3 protein-coding genes are annotated in these 19,993 nt (G+C 62.4%); 1 reads left to right on the top strand and 2 read right to left on the bottom strand.

What is annotated here, in order from left to right; translation table 11 throughout:
• The first annotated feature begins 1 nt into the window (after position 1).
• Positions 2-1,948: a cyclic di-GMP receptor LapD gene (gene lapD / locus P3G59_RS00740; protein ID WP_277760063.1), complete on the top strand. Its 1,947-nt coding sequence runs from the start codon at positions 2-4 to the stop codon at positions 1,946-1,948.
• Between the two features lie 343 nt (positions 1,949-2,291).
• On the opposite strand, the gene P3G59_RS00745 is transcribed toward lapD, so the two are convergent.
• A complete protein-coding gene (locus P3G59_RS00745) occupies positions 2,292-2,630 on the bottom strand; it encodes a tryptophan synthase subunit beta (RefSeq protein ID WP_158834481.1) in 339 nt (112 codons plus the stop codon).
• A gap of 148 nt (positions 2,631-2,778) precedes the next feature.
• Entirely contained in the window at positions 2,779-19,917 is a 17,139-nt protein-coding gene (locus tag P3G59_RS00750) for an immunoglobulin-like domain-containing protein (protein ID WP_277760064.1), read from the bottom strand.
• Between the last annotated feature and the right edge of the window lie 76 nt (positions 19,918-19,993).

Consider the following 19,993-nt stretch of genomic DNA (forward strand, 5'->3'; position numbering starts at 1 on the left):
GATGTCTTTGTTCAAACAGCTGTTGATCGCTATCTGTCTGTTCCTGGTGGTCGCCTTCACTGGCAGCTTCATGGTCAGTCTGGAGAGCTCGCGCACCCAGTACGTCAACCAGTTGCGTTCGCATGCGCAGGACGCCGCGACGGCGCTGGCCTTGTCGCTGACACCGAATATCGACGATCCGGCGATGGTCGAGTTGCTGGTCAGTTCGATTTTCGACAGCGGTTACTACGCGAGCATCCGCGTGGTCGACCTGAAGACCGATCAGACCATTGTCGAGCGCAGCGGCATTCCGGCCGTCACCAATGTGCCCGATTGGTTCGTCAAACTGATCGGCCTGGAACCGGCCGGTGGCGATGCACTGGTCAGCCGTGGCTGGGAGCAGGCGGCGCGGGTCGAGGTGGTCAGCCATCCGATGTTCGCCGTCGCCAAACTGTGGCAGAGCGCATTGGGCAGCCTCGGTTGGCTGCTGATCTGCGGTGCAATCAGTGCCGTGCTCGGCGCGCTGCTGCTGCGCCGGCAGTTGAAGCCGCTGGATTACATGGTCAAGCAGTCCCACGCCATCGCCCGTCGCGAGTTTCTCAGCCTGCCGGAATTGCCGCGCACGCCTGAGTTGCGTCGCGTGGTGCAGGCGATGAACCAGATGGTCGAGAAGCTCAAGGCGCTGTTTCAGGAGCAGGCCGAGCGGAGTGAAAAACTGCGCGCCGAATCCTATCAGGACAATCTCACCGGATTGGCCAACCGCCGTTATTTCGAAATGCAGTTGAATAATCGGGTGAGCAACCCGGAGCAGGCCAGTTCCGGTTATCTGCTGCTGTTGCGGGTCAAGGATCTGGCCGGGCTCAACCAGCGTCTCGGTGGCCAGCGCACCGATGAATTGTTGAAAGCAGTCGGCGAACAGTTGTCGCGCGAATGCGCCAAGTACCCGGAAACCCAGAACCTTGTCACGCGTATTCGTGGCGGTGAATTTGCCGTACTGGCGCCGGGGCTGGTCCGAGAGGAAGCGCTGCAACTGGCGCAGAACCTCGACAGCGCCTTGAGCAGTCTGCACGCCACCGGGGCGACCGACGTGGCTGCCGTGGCGTCGATCGGCCTGGCGCCGTTCACTCACGGTGATTCGCCGCAACAGGTACTGTCGCTTGGCGATCAGGCGCTGGCGCAAGCCGAAGGGCAGGGCGAGCAAAACTGGGCGTGCATCGATCAGAGCCTGACGGCGGATGTCGGCGACGATCACCACGCCTGGCACCGCTTGCTCGATCAGGCCTTGAGTCAGCAACGTTTCGAGCTGTATTTCCAGCCGGTGGTCGCCGCCGCAGACACGCAGCTGGTGCTGCATTACAAAGTGCTCTCGCGCTTGCTCGATGATCAGGGCCAGACCATTCCGGCCGGGCGCTTCCTGCCGTGGCTGGAGCGCTTCGGCTGGACCGCTCGACTGGATCGCCTGATGCTCGAGCGCGTGCTGGAGCAGATGAAAGCGCATGAGGAATCGCTGGCGCTGAACCTGTCCTCGGCGACCCTCGCCGACCCGCAGGCGTTGAACAGAGTCTTCGAGATTCTGCGCGCACATTCCAACCTCGGCGCGCGGCTGACCCTGGAGATCGGTGAGGAGCAATTGCCCGAGCAAGCGGTGCTGGAGCAATTGACCCGGCGCCTGCGCGAACTCGGTTTCTCGCTGAGCCTGCAACGCTTTGGTGGGCGCTTCAGCATGATCGGCAACCTGGCGCGGCTGGGGCTGGCGTATTTGAAGATCGATGGCAGCTACATTCGAGCGATTGATCAGGAGAGTGACAAGCGCTTGTTCATCGAGGCGATCCAGCGTGCGGCACACAGCATTGACCTGCCGCTGATTGCCGAGCGGGTCGAGACGGAGGGGGAGTTGTCGGTGATTCGCGAGATGGGGTTGTATGGGGTTCAGGGGCAGTTGTTCGGTGAGCCCAAGCCTTGGCGTTGAGTCATCGCAAAAGCAACCCTCACCCTAGCCCTCTCCCGGAGGGAGAGGGGACTGACCGTGGGATATTGACGTAGTACGCCCACGTGAACGATTTGCGCTGAATCCATAATCGACTCGATTCCTCAGGCCGATGTATGACGCCAGACACCTCGGTCGGCCCCTGCTGAATCCATAATCGACTCGATTCCTCAGGCCGATGTATGGCGCCAGACACCTCGGTCGGCCCCTGCTGAATCCATAATCGACTCGATTTCTCAGGCCGATGTATGACACCAGACACCTCGGTCGGCTCCCTCTCCCTCCGGGAGAGGGCTGGGGTGAGGGGCTTTTGATTCTGAGCGGATCAGATCAACCCGGTCTCGTCATCATCAATCAACTGGCTCAACCCGCCCAACGCCTCCCGCGCCTGGGTGCGGTCCATCAACTTGGCCTGGGCCGCCGGCGGCAGGTCGGTAACGCGGATCACGCCTTTCTGGGTCAATACCTGAATCAGGTCGTCGAGGACCCGAATCATTTCAAAGTCGCTCTGCTTGAGCTGTTTCAGGCTGGTTTCCACCACTTCGTTGGCGAACCAGGCCTGGATTTCATGGCTGTCGGCCGGCAGCGTTTCCGTGGCCTCGGCGTAGGCCGCGGCTTCCACGCGAATCAACAGACCTTGCGCATCGCGTTGCACGTAAAACATTGAGCATCCCTCAGAAATGAACCAGCGTCATGCTGTCAGCAGCATAGCCAACTGCGCGCGAGTATGCGGTGCGGCGACGCGATCGTCACCGGTCCGGTCAGCACAAACGTGACGGCCGCCCCATTGGGGCGGCCGTTTTGTTCACGGATCAGCTGTTGTTGTGGTCGACTTTGATGGTCGGGTCGCTGCCGGCAATCAGGTTGTGAATGTTGGCGCTCGACCAGTTGTTGCCTTCCAGTTTGATCGTCACGTCCGGGGTTGCCGCAGCGGCGTCGCCCGAATTGAACTTGCCCGCCGAGCTGACTTGCAGCGACGACGTGCCGTCGACCGTGGTGATCTTCAGGAAGTTGTCAATGGTGCTGCCGGTCTCGCCCTGCAGCAAATCGCGCAGATCGATGCGGTCACCGTCGGCGGCCTTGAAGTCCTTGATCACGTCGTTGCCGGTGTCGCCCGCCTTCCAGACGAAGGTGTCGGCACCCGAACCGCCGATGAGGATGTCGTTGCCCTGACCGCCGATCAGCGTGTCGTTGCCGGTGCCGCCGAGCAGGATGTCATTGCCTTTGCCGCCATCGAGCAAGTCGTTGCCGCCCGAGCCGAAGAGGATGTCATTGCCCGCGCCACCCAACAGCGTGTCGTTGCCGTCATGCGCGCCGGACACATCGAATGCCTGATAGTGCTCGGTGATGTACTGGTGCACATTGCTGGTGGTGACTTTGCTGACGTCGACGCCGGTCTGCTGCGCGACGAACGCCTGCATCGCCTGATAACCCTCGCCGGCAATGCCGTTGAAGCTGACCAGGTCGCCGAACAGGATGTCATTGCCGTCGCCACCGCTGACGGTGTCGTTGCCCGGCAGCGTTGCTTCGGTGTGGCCGATAATCGAGTTGGCCAGATCCTTCGGATCGATGTTGGTCTGCGGCGTCTTGTCCGAATCGTAAGGCTTCAGATCGTTGAGGCTGACGCCGCTGTTCAGGCCGATGGCCTCCACGTTCGACAGGCCACTGAGCAACGCGAAGCTGCTGGTCGAGTTGTCGGTGGTGGTCGAGGTGGTGCTGCTGCCGCTACCGGCCAGACTCGACAACTCGTAAGTGCCGTCGCCCTGCGCGTGAACGGTGCCCAGATTGGTGGTGCTCCAGCCATAACGGGCCGTGTAGGTCTGCAACTGGGCAAAACCGCTGGCGTTGATGCTCAGGTAATGCGTGTTGTCGATATAGGTGCTGAAGGTGTCGCCCAGCTTGTAGTTGCTGGTGGTCACCACGCTGTCGAACTTCACGCTGCCGTACAGCGTCGGGTTGGTCTGCTCGCCACTCTGGTAGTAGGTCGGCTGGCCGTCGGTGATGAAGTACGTGAGGTTTTTCGCCCCGGTGTTGGCCACAGCGTCGGCGCTCTGGAACCAGTTGGCCGTGGTTTTGAACACGTCCTCGTAGTTGGTGCCGCCGCCGGAGCTCATCGAGTCCAGTACTGCTTTGAGCAGGGTCAGCGCATTCGGGTCGTTGAGGTTCACCGACACCGACTTGTTGACCTGGGTATCGAAGTCCACCAGGAAGATGTTCACCGTGCCCGAGTTGCTGCCGCCCAGGCTCTGCTTCAGGGTGTTGAACACCGAGGTCAGCGAGTCCTTGGCCGCATTGATCGACGAGCTGCTCATACTGCCGGAGCTGTCGACCATGAAGGCGATGTTGTAGTTGGTGCCCGGCACCACGGTCAGGCCGCCGATGTCGGCAACCATGATGTCGTTGCCATCGGTGCCGCTGAAGGTGTCATCGGCCGAGGTGGCAACAATGGCGTTGTAGACCGCCGGCACCACAGTGACTGGAATGGTCGCGGTGCTGCTGGCCGAACCGCCGACCATCTCGGTGGAGGTCGAGGTCACGGTCAGGTTGAACTGGCCGTTGTAGTACGGCGGCGGGGTCACGGTCAGGCTGCCGAGGTTCCAGCCGGTGATGTTGGCGTCGCCGCTGGTGGCGGTGACGGTGAAGGTATGCCCCGCACCATCGCTGAGCACCGAGCCGACTGGCGCGCCGCTGATCTTCACGCTCAGGGTTTCCGAGCCGTCGGTGTCCGTCAGCGCGGTGGTGATTGCCGACAGTTTCACCGTGGTGCCTTCGGCGCCGGTGTTGAGCTTGTAGCCGTCGTAATAGCCTTCGCCGTTGCTGCCGTGCAGATCGGAGACGGTCACGCCCGAGTTCACCAGATCCTGCACGCCGGTGTAGATCGGCACGCCGGTGCTGCTCAGGTCGATTGGCGTGCTGCCATTGACCGACAGGTTGACGTCATAGCTGCCCGGGCCGCTCTGGTTGTGGTGGTAGATGTCCAGGGTGTAGTAACCGCTGGTGGTCGGGGTGAACGAACCGTTGAGGTTGCCGCCCGCGCCCCACGTTGTCGAGGCCACGTTCTTGCCACCGATGGTCACCAACAGGCTGTCATCACCGATACCGCTGAAGGTGTAGGTCTTGCCGGCTTCCAGATAGATCAGGCCCGACGTCTTCGAGGCAGTACCGGCCGTCACGCTGCCGTCAGACTGCACGTTGTTCACGTTAGTGCTGGTGTTCGGAGTGCCGGCACCGTCGATGACGTTTTTCAACGTGGTCGAATCCGCGCCATTGCCGTTGGTGCCCAGACCCGACAGACCGGTCCAGACTTCCTTGATCAGCCCGGTGGACTTCACGCTGTTGTCGGCGACGCTCACGGTCGGTGCATCCGCCACCGGCGTGATGTCGATCTTCACGGTGCCGGTGTTGCCCAGCAGTTGGCCGTCGGTTGGCTGGAATTTGATCTGTGCGTAGTCCGCCTGGTTGTTGCCCAGGCCGGTGCCGCCGTAACCGTTGACGCCCGACTCGTTGGCATCCGGCAGGAAGCGCAGCTTGCCCGCGTCGATGTCAGCCTTGCTGAAGGTCTGGTTGTTGGCGACGTCTTTCCAGGTCGAACCGTCGAGGTACTGCAGTTTGCCTTCGCCCGGCAGCTGGGTGATTTTCACCCCGAGGCTGCTGGCCGGGCTGTCGACGTCTGTTACACCGAAGGTCGACCAACCGAGGATCAGTGGCGTGTCTTCAGTGCCGGTGACGTTGACCGGTGCAGCTACCGGGGCATCGTTGATCGCCACCACGTTGACCGTAGTGGTCGCGGTGTTGGAGTAGTTGCCACCATCCGTCACGGTCACGGTGATGATCCGCGGCACGGTGCTCGGGTCTTCACTGCTGTTGGTGAAGCTGATGTTCTTGATCGCCTGCATGTAGTCGGCCAGCGTCGCGTTGCCCGACAAGGTCAGGGTCACGGTGCCGTTGGTGCTGTTGGCATTGATGGTGATGCCGTTGACGCTGTTGCCCAGGTTCAGCGCATCGCCGTCCTGACGGTTGGTCAGGACCACGGTGGCGCCGGTGAGCATGGTGCTGTCCGGGTCGGTGATCTTGATATCGGTGTCGGCAATCGACACACCCGCGCCCGGGGTGTTCTCGGTGAACGTCACTTTGTAGTCGGCACCGGTGGCGCCGCTGGAGTTGTTGGCATCCAGGTCGATGACCGGTGGCGCATCGTTGTCGATGATCGAAGTGCTGACGCTGCCGTTGGTGCTGCTGACCGCGAGGTTCTCGAAGTTGCCGCCGGTGGCCGAATCGATCTTGACCACGAAGTTCTCGGTGCCTTCGGTGATCTTGTCATCGATGGTGGCGACGTTGAACTGCGCGCTGCTCGCCCCGGCCGGGATCTTCACGGTGTACACACCAGTGAAGTCCGAACCGTCGGCGGCGGTGCCGCTGTAGACGATTTTCAGGGTTACTTCGGTTTGCGCCGGGTGGTTCAGGCTGACCGTGTAGCTGGCGGTCTGGCCTTCGGTCACCGAACTGCTGCCAGTGATGCTGACCGTGGTGGTGTCGATGGTGTCAGTGACGTTGGTCACCGCTGGCGTGGTGTTGGTCACAAGGTTTTCGAAGCTGCCGCCGCTGGTGCCAGTGATGGTTGCCTGCACGGTGCCGGCGTCTTTGTAGACGTCGTCAGCCGGTGCCGGAACAGTCACGGTGCCAGTGGTTTTGCCTGCTTCGATGGTGATCACCGAGCCATTGCTTAGAGTGACGGTCACTGGCGAGCCAGCGGCGTTGGTCAGGGTCGCGGTGTAGGTGATCTGGCCACCCTCGGCCACGGTACCTGTCGCGGACAGCGTCAGGTTGGTGGTGTCGACGGTGTCGGTCACGGTGGTGCTGACCGGGGTTTTGTCGGCCACCAGATTTTCGTAGTTGCCGCCGCTGACGTTGCTGATCGAGTTGGTCAACGGTGCATGACCGGTCAACGCATCGTTCGGTGCGGTGGTGGTCACCGTGCCGGTGGTTTTGCCGATGTCGATGGTGATCTGTTGGCCGTTGGCCAGAGTTACGACAACAGGTGAACCGGTGACTGGCGCACCGACGGTGGCGGTGTAGACGACGTTGCCGCCTTCAGCCGCTGTGCCGGTTGCGGTCAGCTTCACCGTGGTGGTGTCGATGGTGTCGGTGACGCTGGTCACCGCTGGTGTGTTGCTGGTCACCAGGTTTTCGAAGCTGCCACCGGTTGCGGTTTTGATCGTTGCCTGCACAGTGCCGGCGTCTTTGTAGACGTCATCGGCTGGTGCTGGGACGGTCACGGTGCCGCTGGTTTTGCCGGCGTCGATGGTGATGACCGAACCATTGCTCAGGGTCACTGTGACTGGCGAGCCGGCGGCGTTGGTCAGGATCGCGGTGTAGGTGATCTGGCCACCTTCAGCCACGGTGCCGGTCGCGCTGAGCGACAGATTGGTCGTGTCGACAGTGTCGGTCACCGTAGTGCTGACCGGCGTCTTGTCGGCCACGAGGTTTTCGTAGTTGCCGCCGCTCACGTTGGTGATCGAGTTGGTCAGCGGTGCATGACCGGTCAACGCGTCGTTCGGTGCGGTGGTGGTCGCGGTGCCGGTGGTCTGGCCAACACCAATGGTGATGGTCTGACCGTTCGACAGGGTGACCACAACTGGCGAACCTGTCACTGGCGCACCGACGGTGGCGGTGTAGACGACGTTGCCGCCCTCTGCCGCCGTGGCCGTTGCTGTCAGCTTCACGGTGGTGGTGTCGATGGTATCGGTGACGCTGGTGATAGCCGGAGTCGTGCTCGGCACCAGGTTTTCGAAGTTGCCACCGGTGGCGGTGCTGATCGTGGCCTGCACGGTACCGGCGTCTTTGTAGACGTCATCGGCTGGCGCTGGAACGGTCACGGTGCCGGTGGTTTTACCCGCCTCAATCGTGATGACGGCGCCGTTCGACAGGGTCACGGTCACTGGCGAGCCAGCGGCGTTGGTCAGGGTTGCGGTGTAAACAATCGAACCGCCTTCCGCCACGGTGCCGGTCGCGCTGAGCGACAGATTGGTCGTGTCGACAGTGTCGGTCACCGTAGTGCTGACCGGCGTTTTGTCAGCCACGAGGTTCTCGTAGTTGCCACCGGTCACGTTGGTGATCGAGTTGGTCAGCGGTGCGTGACCGGTCAGCGCATCGTTCGGTGCGGTGGTGGTCACGGTGCCGGTGGTTTTGCCGATGTCGATGGTGATCTGCTGACCGTTGGCCAGAGTCACGACAACAGGTGAACCGGTGACAGGCGCACCGACGGTGGCGGTGTAGACGACGTTGCCGCCTTCAGCCGCTGTGCCGGTTGCGGTCAGTTTCACGGTGGTGGTGTCGATGGTATCGGTGACGCTGGTCACAGCCGGCGTAGTGCTCGGCACCAGGTTTTCGAAGCTGCCACCGGTTGCGGTTTTGATCGTTGCCTGCACAGTGCCGGCGTCTTTGTAGACGTCATCGGCCGGGGCAGGAACGGTCACGGTACCGGTGGTTTTGCCCGCTTCGATGGTGATGACCGAGCCGTTGCTCAGGGTCACGGTCACTGGCGAGCCAGCCGCGTTGGTCAGGGTCGCGGTGTAAACGATCGAGCCACCCTCGGCGACCGAGCTTGTAGCGCTGAGCGACAGATTGGTCGTGTCGACAGTGTCGGTCACGTTGGTGCTGACCGGGGTTTTGTCGGCCACGAGGTTTTCGTAGTTGCCGCCAGTAACACCAGTAATCGCGTTGGTAATCGGCGCATGACCGGTCAGCGCGTCGTTCGGCGCAGTGGTGGTCACGGTGCCGGTGGTTTTACCGACTTCGATGGTGATGTTTTGACCATTGGCCAGGGTCACGACCACAGGCGAGCCAGTCACTGGCGCACCGACCGTGGCGGTGTAAGTGACGGTGCCACCTTCCGCTGCCGATTCGGTAGCGGTCAGTTTGACGGTGGTGGTGTCGATGGTGTCGGTGACGTTGGTCACGGCCGGCGTGTTGCTGGTCACCAGTTTTTCGAAGCTGCCACCGGTGGCGTTGCTGATCGTGGCCTGCACGGTGCCGGCGTCTTTGTAGACGTCATCGGCTGGCGCTGAAACGGTCACGGTGCCGGTGGTTTTGCCTGCTTCGATGGTGATTACCGAGCCGTTGCTCAGGGTCACGGTCACTGGCGAGCCTGCCGCATTGGTCAGGGTCGCTGTGTAGGTGATCTGGCCACCCTCGGCCACGGTGCTGGTCGCGGACAGCGTCAGGTTGGTGGTGTCGACAGTGTCGGTCACGGTGGTGCTGACCGGGGTTTTGTCGGCCACCAGATTTTCGTAGTTGCCGCCGCTGACGTTGGTGATCGCGTTGGTCAACGGTGCATGACCGGTCAACGCGTCGTTCGGTGCGGTGGTGGTCACAGTGCCGGTGGTTTTGCCGATGTCGATAGTGATCTGCTGACCATTGGCCAGGGTCACGACAACCGGCGAACCGGTCACTGGCGCGCCGACCGTGGCGGTGTAGACGACGTTTCCGCCTTCAGCCGCTGTACCGGTCGCCGTCAGTTTGACGGTGGTGGTGTCGATGGTATCGGTGACACTGGTGATAGCCGGAGTCGTGCTCGGCACCAGGTTTTCGAAGTTGCCACCGGTGGCGTTGCTGATCGTGGCCTGCACGGTGCCGGCGTCTTTGTAGACGTCATCGGCTGGTGCTGGGACGGTCACGGTACCGGTGGTTTTGCCCGCTTCGATGGTGATGACCGAGCCGTTGCTCAGGGTCACGGTCACTGGCGAGCCAGCCGCGTTGGTCAGGGTCGCGGTGTAAACGATCGAGCCACCCTCGGCGACCGAGTTCGTAGCACTCAGCGACAGGTTGGTGGTGTCGATGGTGTCGGTCACGTTGGTGCTGACTGGCGTTTTGTCGGCCACGAGGTTTTCGTAGTTGCCACCGGTCACGCCAGTGATCGCGTTGCCAATCGGTGCATGACCGGTCAGCGCATCGTTCGGCGCGGTGGTGGTCACGGTGCCGGTGGTTTTACCGACTTCGATGGTGATGTTCTGACCATTGGCCAGGGTCACGACCACAGGCGAGCCAGTCACTGGCGCACCGACAGTGGCGGTGTAAGTGACGGTGCCACCTTCCGCTGCCGATTCGGTAGCGGTCAGTTTGACGGTGGTGGTGTCGATGGTATCGGTAACGCTGGTGATAGCCGGAGTCGTGCTCGGCACCAGGTTTTCGAAGTTGCCACCGGTCGCGGTCGAAATGGTTGCTTCGACTTTGCCTGCATCTTTGTAAACGTCGTCCGCCGGCGCTGCGACGGTGACGGTGCCGGTGGTTTTACCGGCCTCGATGGTGATCACGGCGCCGTTCGACAGGGTCACGGTGACCGGCGAGCCAGCCGCGTTGGTCAGCGTTGCGGTGTAAACGATCGAGCCACCTTCAGCGACCGAACCAGTCGCGCTCAGCGAAAGGTGGGTGGTGTCGACGGTATCGGTGACCGTGGTCGAAACCGGGGTCTTGTCGGCCACCAGATTTTCGTAATTGCCGCCGCTGACGTTGGTGATCGAGTTGGTCAGTGGCGCCTGACCGGTCAGCGCATCGTTCGGCGCGGTGGTGGTCACGGTGCCGGTGGTTTTGCCCACTTCGATGGTGATGTTCTGACCGTTGGCCAGCGTCACGACCACGGGCGAACCGGTTACTGGCGCACCGACAGTCGCGGTGTAGGTAACGGTGCCACCCTCAGCCGCCGACTCGGTCGCGGTCAGTTTGACGGTGGTGGTATCGATGGTGTCGGTGACGCTGGTGATAGCCGGAGTCGTGCTCGGCACCAGGTTTTCGAAGTTGCCACCGGTGGCGTTGCTGATCGTGGCCTGCACGGTGCCGGCGTCTTTGTAGACGTCGTCGGCCGGGGCTGGAACGGTCACGGTGCCGGTGGTTTTACCGGCGTCGATGGTGATCACAGCGCCGTTCGACAGGGTCACGGTGACTGGCGAACCCGCAGCGTTGGTCAGGGTCGCGGTGTAGGTGATCTGGCCACCTTCGGCGACGGTGCCAGTGGCGGACAGCGTCAGGTTGGTGGTGTCGACGGTGTCGGTGACATTGGTCGACACCGGTGTCTTGTCGGCCACGAGGTTTTCGTAGTTGCCGCCGGTGACGCCGGTGATCGAGTTGGTCACAGGCGCGTGGCCGGTCAACGCATCGTTTGGTGCGGTGAAGGTCACGGTGCCGGTGGTTTTGCCGACTTCGATGGTGATGTTCTGACCGTTGGCCAGGGTCACCACGACCGGCGAACCGGTCACTGGCGCGCCAACAGTGGCGGTGTAGGTGACGGTGCCGCCTTCAGCCACGGAGGTATCAGCCGTCAGTTTCACGGTCGAGGTATCGATGGTGTCGGTGACCTGGGTCACGGCCGGTACAGTGCTTGGCACCAGGTTCTCGAAGTTGCCACCGGTGGCGGTGGAAATGGTCGCTTCGACTTTGCCCGCGTCTTTGTAAACGTCATCGGCTGGCGCTGGAACAGATACGGTGCCCGTGGTTTTGCCGGCTTCGATGGTGATCACCGCGCCGTTACTCAACGTCACGGTCACTGGCGAGCCAGCGGCGTTGGTCAAGGTCGCGGTGTAAACGATCGAACCGCCCTCGGCCACAGAACCCGTAGCGCTCAGCGTCAGGTTGGTGGTGTCGACGGTATCAGTGACATTGGTCGACACCGGTGTCTTGTCGGCCACGAGGTTTTCGTAGTTGCCGCCGGTTACGCCGGTGATCGAGTTGGTCACAGGCGCGTGGCCGGTCAGCGCATCGTTTGGTGCGGTGAAGGTCACGGTACCGGTGGTTTTGCCGACTTCGATGGTGATGTTCTGACCGTTGGCCAGGGTCACTACAACTGGCGAACCGGTCACGGGAGCGCCGACAGTGGCGGTGTAGGTAACGGTGCCGCCTTCAGCCACGGAAGTATCAGCCGTCAGTTTCACGGTCGACGTGTCGATGGTGTCGGTGACCTGAGTGACCGCTGGAACAGTGCTCGGCACCAGGTTTTCGAAGTTGCCGCCAGTCGCGGTCGAAATGGTCGCTTCGACTTTGCCCGCGTCCTTGTAGACGTCATCGGCTGGCGCAGCGACAGTCACGGTGCCGGAAGTCTTGCCCGCTTCGATGGTGATCACGGCGCCGTTCGACAGGGTCACGGTGACCGGGGTGCCGGCCGGGTTGGTCAGCGTTGCGGTGTAAACAATCGAGCCGCCTTCAGCCACGGTACCGGTCGCAGTCAGCGACAGGTTAGTGGTGTCGACGATGTCGGTGACGTTGGTCGAAACCGGGGTCTTGTCGGCTACCAGGTTTTCGTAGTTACCACCGCTCACCTCAGTGATTGCATTGGTGATCGGCGCATGGCCGGTCAATGCATCGTTCGGCGCGGTGGTGGTTGCGGTGCCGGTGGTCTGGCCAACACCAATGGTGATGGTCTGACCGTTAGCCAGGGTCACGACCACCGGCGAACCGGTGACTGGCGCGCCAACAGTCGCGGTGTAAGTAACGGTGCCACCCTCAGCCGCCGACTCGGTAGCGGTCAGTTTGACGGTGGTGGTGTCGATGGTGTCGGTGACGTTGGTCACGGCCGGAACGGTGCTCGGCACCAGGTTCTCGAAGTTGCCGCCGGTGGCAGTCGAAATAGTCGCTTCGACTTTGCCCGCGTCTTTGTAAACGTCATCAGCCGGAGCCGGGACAGTGACGGTGCCAGTGGTTTTACCCGCGTCGATGGTGATTACGGCGCCGTTCGACAGGGTCACAGTCACCGGTGTGCCGGCCGGGTTGGTCAGCGTTGCGGTGTAAACGATCGAACCGCCTTCAGCCACCGAATCGGTCGCGGTCAGGTTCAGGTTGGTGGTGTCGGTGGTGTCTGAAACCGCGGTGTCGGCAGACTTGCCGTCGACCGCGAGTTTTTCGTAGTTGCCACCAGTCGCGCCGTCGATGGTCACGCTCAACGAGCTGCCGCCCGCCAATGGGCTGTTCGGCGCGACGAAGTTCACGGTGCCAGTGGTTTCACCGACAGCGATGGTGATGGTCTGGCCGTTGGACAGGGTCACGACAACCGGCGAACCGGTCACTGGCGCGGTCACGGTCGCGGTGTAGACCACGGTTTCGCCTTCGGCGACGTTGGCCGTGGCGGTCAGCGACACGGTGGACGTGTCGATGGTGTCGTTGACGGTGGTGACCGCCGGAGTCGTGCTGGTGACGAGGTTTTCGAAGTCGCCACCGGTCGCGCCCTTGATAGTCGCTTCAACAGTGCCGGCGTCTTTGTAGACGTCGTCCTTCGGTGCGTCGACGGTCACGGTGCCGGTGGTTTTACCGGCCTCGATGGTGATGGTCGCGCCATTGCTCAACATTACGGTGACCGGGCTGCCGGCAGCGTTGGTCAAGGTCGCGGTGTAGGTGATCTGGCCACCTTCGTTCACCGCGCCAGTGGCACTGAGCGACAGGTTGGTGGTGTCGACGGTGTCGGTCACCGTGGTGCTGACCGGGGTTTTGTCGGCCACGAGGTTTTCGTAGTTGCCGCCGGTGACGTCAGTGATCGAGTTGGTCAGCGGCGCGTGACCGGTCAGCGCGTCGTTTGGCGCGGCGGTGGTCACGGTGCCGGTGGTTTTGCCCACTTCGATGGTGATGTTCTGGCCGTTGGCCAGGGTCACGACAACCGGCGAACCCGTCACTGGCGCACCGACAGTCGCGGTGTAGGTGACGGTGCCACCTTCAGCAGCGGACTCGGTGGCGGTCAGTTTGACGGTCGAGGTGTCGATGGTGTCGGTCACGTCAGTGACGGCTGGCGTCGTGCTCGGAACAAGGTTCTCGAAGTTGCCGCCGGTGGCGTCCTTGATGCTCACTTCGACCTTGCCGGCATCTTTGTAGACGTCATCGCCTGGGGCTGGAACGGTCACGGTGCCCGTTGTTTTGCCCGCTTCGATGGTGATCACGGCGCCGTTCGACAGGGTCACGGTGACCGGGGTGCCAGCCGGGTTGGTCAGGGTCGCGGTGTAAACAATCGAGCCGCCTTCCGCCACGGTGCCAGTGGCGGTCAGCGACAGGTTGGTGGTGTCGACGGTATCGGTGACGCTGGTCGAAACCGGGGTCTTGTCGGCCACCAGATTCTCGTAGTTGCCGCCGCTCACATCAGTGATCGCGTTGGTCAGCGGCGCGTGACCGGTCAACGCATCGTTCGGTGCGCTGGTGGTCACGGTGCCGGTGGTTTTGCCTACTTCAATGGTGATCTGCTGACCATTGGCCAGGGTTACGACGACCGGCGCACCGGTCACTGGAGCGCCAACAGTCGCGGTGTAAGTAACGGTGCCACCTTCCGCCGCCGACTCGGTCGCGGTCAGTTTGACGGTGGTGGTGTCGATGGTATCGGTGACTTCAGTCACGGCCGGAACGGTGCTCGGCACCAGGTTCTCGAAGTTGCCGCCAGTCGCGGTCGAAATGCTCGCTTCGACTTTGCCCGCGTCTTTGTAAACGTCATCAGCCGGGGCTGGAACGGTCACGGTGCCAGTGGTTTTGCCAGCCTCGATGGTGATCACGGCGCCGTTCGACAGGGTTACGGTCACTGGCGAGCCAGCGGCGTTGGTCAGTGTCGCGGTGTAGGTGATCGAACCGCCCTCGGCGACCGAGTTGGTGGCGCTGAGCGAGAGGTTGGTGGTATCGACAGTGTCCGTCACGCTGGTACTGACCGGGGTTTTGTCTGCTACGAGGTTTTCGTAGTTGCCGCCGCTGACGCCAGTGATCGAGTTGCCCAGCGACGCCTGACCGGTCAGCGCATCGTTCGGCGCGGTGGTGGTGACGGTGCCGGTGGTTTTACCGACTTCAATGGTGATCTGCTGACCGTTGGCCAACGTCACCACGACCGGCGAACCGGTGACTGGCGCACCAACGGTAGCGGTGTAAGTGACAGTGCCACCTTCAGCCACGGTGGTGTCGGCGGTCAGTTTTACGGTGGTGGTGTCGACGGTGTCAGTGACTTCGGTGACGGCTGGGGTAGTGCTCGGAACGAGGTTCTCGAAGTTGCCGCCGGACGCATCCTTGATGGTCACTTCGACTTTGCCGGCGTCTTTGTAGACGTCATCGGCAGGGGCTGGAACGGTCACGGTGCCAGTGGTCTTGCCCGCTTCGATAGTGATGACCGAACCGTTGGAAAGCGTCACGGTGACTGGCGTGCCAGCCGGGTTGGTCAGGGTCGCGGTGTAAACAATCGAACCGCCCTCAGCCACAGTCCCGGTCGCACTCAGCGACAGATTGGTGGTGTCGGTGGTGTCGGTCACGCTGGTGCTGACCGGGGTTTTGTCGGCCACGAGGTTTTCGTAGTTGCCGCCGGTGACGCCAGTAATCGAGTTGCTCAGCGGCGCCTGGCCCACCAGTGCGTCGTTCGGTGCCGTGGTGGTGATGGTGCCCGTGGTTTTGCCGACTTCGATGGTGATGCTCTGGCCGTTGGCCAGGGTCACGATCACAGGCGAGCCGGTGACTGGCGCGCCAACGGTAGCGGTGTAAGTGACGGTGCCACCCTCAGCCACTGTGGTGTCGGCGGTCAGTTTCACGGTCGAGGTGTCGATAGTGTCAGTGACTTCGGTGACGGCCGGAACGGTGCTCGGCACCAGGTTCTCGAAGTTGCCGCCAGTGGCAGTCGAAATGGTCGCTTCGACCTTGCCCGCGTCTTTGTAAACGTCATCCGCCGGCGCCGGAACGGTCACGGTGCCAGTGGTTTTGCCGGCCTCGATGGTGATGACTGCGCCGTTGCTCAGGGTCACGGTGACCGGCGAGCCCGCAGCATTGGTCAGGGTCGCGGTGTAAACGATCGAACCGCCTTCAGCCACGGAACCGGTGGCGCTCAACGACAGGTTGGTGGTGTCGACAGTATCGGTGACGTTGGTCGAAACCGGCGTCTTGTCGGCCACGAGGTTTTCGTAGTTGCCACCACTGACTTCAGTGATCGAATTACTCAGCGGCGCGTGGCCGGTCAGCGCGTCGTTCGGCGCAGTAGTAGTCACGGTGCCGGTGGTTTTACCCACTTCGATAGTGATCTGCTGGCCGTTGGCCAAGGTCACTACGACAGGCGAACCGGTGACTGGCGCGCCAACGGTAGCGGTGTAAGTAACGGTGCCGCCCTCAGCCACCGAACTATCAGCGCTTAGTTTTACGGTCGAGGTGTCAATGGTGTCGGTGACTTCGGTGACGGCCGGAGTGGTGCTCGGTACCAGGTTCTCGAAGTTGCCGCCGGTGGCGTCCTTGATCGTCACTTCGACTTTGCCGGCGTCTTTATAGACGTCATCGGCTGGCGCTGGAACGGTCACGGTGCCCGTGGTTTTGCCTGCCTCGATGGTGATCACCGAGCCGTTGCTCAGCGTCACGGTCACTGGCGAACCCGCAGCGTTGGTCAGCGTGGCGGTGTAAGTGATCTGGCCACCTTCAGCCACGGAACCGGTCGCACTCAGCGACAGGTTGGTGGTGTCGGTGGTATCGGTCACGCTGGTGCTGACCGGGGTTTTGTCGGCCACGAGGTTTTCGTAGTTGCCGCCGGTGACGCCAGTAATCGAGTTGCTCAGTGGTGCCTGACCCACCAGCGCGTCGTTCGGCGCCGTGGTGGTGACGGTGCCAGTGGTTTTACCCACTTCGATGGTGATGCTCTGGCCGTTGGCCAGGGTCACGATCACAGGCGAGCCGGTGACTGGCGCGCCAACGGTCGCGGTGTAAGTAACGGTGCCGCCTTCAGCCACGGTGGTGTCGGCCGTCAGTTTGACCGTTGAGGTGTCGATGGTATCGGTCACATCGGTGACGGCTGGCGTAGTGCTCGGAACGAGGTTCTCGAAGTTGCCGCCAGTAGCGTCCTTGATCGTGACTTCGACTTTGCCGGCGTCTTTATAGACGTCATCGGCAGGTGCCGGAACGGTGATGGTGCCGGTGGTTTTACCGGCTTCGATGGTGATGACCGAACCGTTCGACAGGGTCACGGTGACTGGCGAGCCAGCGGCGTTGGTCAAGGTCGCGGTGTAAGTGATCTGGCCGCCTTCGGCCACGGTGCCCGTCGCGCTCAGCGTCAGGTCTGTGGTGTCAGTCGTGTCAGTGACCGTGGTGCTGACCGGGGTTTTATCGGCAACGAGGTCTTCGTAATTGCCGCCGCTCACGCCCGTGATCGCGTTGGTGATCGGCGCGTGACCGGTCAAGGCGTCATTTGGCGCGGTGGCTGTTACGGAACCGGTAGTTTTGCCGATGTCGATGGTGATGGTCTGGCCGTTGGCCAAAGTCACCACAACTGGCGAACCGGTCACCGGCGCACCAACGGTGGCGGTGTAAGTGACGGTGCCACCTTCAGCCACGGTAGTGTCGGCGGTCAGTTTCACGGTCGAGGTGTCGATGGTGTCAGTGACTTCGGTGACGGCCGGAACGGTGCTCGGCACCAGATTCTCGAAGTTGCCGCCCGAGGCGTCCTTGATGGTCACTTCGACTTTGCCGGCGTCCTTGTAGACGTCATCGGCAGGTGCCGGAACAGTCACGGTACCCGTGGTTTTACCCGCCTCGATGGTGATCACCGAGCCGTTGCTCAGGGTCACTGTCACCGGCGTACCGGCCGGGTTGGTCAGAGTGGCGGTGTAAACAATCGAGCCGCCCTCAGCCACAGAACCCGTCGCGCTCAGCGACAGGTTGGTGGTGTCGGTGACGTCAGTGACAGTGGTCGAAACCGGGGTCTTGTCGGCCACCAGGTCTTCGTAATTACCGCCGGAAACACCAGTGATCGAGTTGGTCAGCGGTGCATTACCAGCCAACGCGTCGTTCGGCGCGGTGGCGGTCACGGTGCCGGTGGTTTTGCCGATGTCGATGGTGATCTGCTGACCGTTGGCCAGGGTCACGACGACGGGCGAACCGGTCACTGGCGCACCAACGGTGGCGGTGTAAGTGACGGTGCCACCTTCCGCAACCGAGGTATCGGCGCTCAGTTTCACGGTCGAGGTGTCGATGGTGTCAGTGACTTCGGTGACGGCCGGAACGGTGCTCGGCACCAGATTCTCGAAGTTGCCGCCCGTGGCGTCCTTGATCGTCACTTCAACTTTGCCGGCGTCTTTGTAGACGTCATCGGCAGGCGCCGGAACGGTCACGGTGCCGGTGGTCTTGCCCGCTTCGATGGTGATCACCGAACCGTTGCTCAGGGTCACGGTCACCGGAGTTTGCGCGGCATTGGTCAGGGTTGCGGTGTAAACGATCGAGCCACCCTCGGCAACAGAGCCGGTAGCGCTGAGGCTCAGGCCGGTGTTGTCGATCGAATCGGTGATGGTGGTGGTCGCTGGCGTCGTGTTCGGCACCAGGTTCTCGAAGTTGCCGCCGGATGTACCGGTAATGGTGGTGCTGACGGTGCCGCCATTGTTGTAGACGTCGTTCGGTGCGGTTGGCACGTTGACGCTGCCGCTGGTCTTGCCGGCATCAATGGTGATGGTCGAACCGTTCGACAAGGTAATGGTGACCGGTGTTTGTGCGGCGTTGGTCAGCGTCGCGGTGTAGGTGATCTGGCCACCTTCGACGACCGTACCGGTGGCGGTGAGGCTCACGCTGGTGGTGTCGATCGAGTCGGTCACGGTGGTGGTCGCTGGCGTCGTGTTCGGCACCAGGTTTTCGAAGTTGCCACCGGTTGCACCGGTAATCGTGGTGCTAACGGTGCCGCCATTGTTGTAGACGTCGTTGGGCGCGGTCGGCACGTTGACGGTGCCGGTGGTCTGGCCGGCTTCAATGGTGATGGTCGAACCGTTCGACAGGGTGACGGTGACCGGTGTTTGCGCCGGGTTGGTCAGGGTCGCGGTGTAGGTGATCTGGCCGCCCTCGACCACTGTGCCGGTGGCGGTCAGGGTCAGGCCGGTGTTATCGATCGAATCGGTGATGGTGGTCACCGCTGGCGTCGGGTTCGGCACCAGGTTTTCGAAGTTGCCGCCGCTGGCACCGGTGATGGTGGTGGTGACGGTGCTGCCGTTGTTATAGACGTCATTGGCCGGGGTCGGCACGTTGACGGTGCCAGTGGTCTGGCCGGCGCCGATGGTGATGGTCGAGCCGTTCGACAGGGTCACGGTCACCGGGGTTTGCGCCGGGTTGGTCAGGGTCGCGGTGTAAGTGATCTGCCCGCCTTCGGTGACACTCGGCCCCGCCGTCAGGGTGACGGTGGTGGTGTCGATGGTGTCGGTGACCTGGGTCGTCGCCGGAGTGGTCGGCGGGGTCACGGTGATGCCATTGCCGCCGGTGGTGCCGGTGACGGTTACGTCGATTTGCGAAGGGTCGTTATAAACGGTGTCGTTTGGTGCCAGCGGCACGTTGACGGTGCCGGTGGTGGAGCCTGCCGGAATCACGATCACCGCGCCGTTGGACAGGGTGATGGTCAGGTCGGTCAGCGGCGCCTGGGTCAGGGTCGCGGTGTAGACCAGCACGCCGCCGGCTTCGGTGATGGTCGGCGTGGCGCTGAGGCTCAGGGTCGACTCACGCAGGGCGTTGGTGGTGGTGTCGGTGGTCTGGCCACCGGTGATGTTCTGCGCAGCCTGACCGGCAGCGTTGATGCCCGCGGTCGGGAAGCCAATGGTCGGATCAACGCGGCCAGCGGTGGCGTCGAGCATCACGAAACTGTGGCCGCCCCCGGCGGCACCGCCAGTGCCGGCGGCGCTCGGGCCTGCAGCAGTGGCATCCAGCGCGGTGGTCGGGTCGACACCGGCGGCGATGGCTTGCTGCAGTTCTGCTACTGACGGCGCAGCCTGCGCGGTGGCTTCAGCCAGGTCAGTGCTGGAGTCGGGCGCGTTGGCGCTCCACTGGGTTTCGCGGCCCAGATCAAGGGTGCGGCCATCGGCCAGTTCAAGCGACACGGCACCGGAGAGGCCGGTATCAATCTGGTCGCCGACAAACAGGCGATCGCCTTCAACGAGTACGCGACGCACGCCCTCTGGGGACACCACGAATACCTGACCGACAATGCTTTTGACGATGGCAACAACACTGCTCATTGAAGACTCTCCGGGGTGTCACGTTCAGTTGACTTCCATGGACCTGATGGCATGGGCGCCGATTCAGTCTGGACGT

Origin of the sequence: Pseudomonas sp. A34-9 (assembly GCF_029543085.1) — a bacterium.
In the GTDB taxonomy this organism is placed as follows: Bacteria; Pseudomonadota; Gammaproteobacteria; order Pseudomonadales; family Pseudomonadaceae; genus Aquipseudomonas.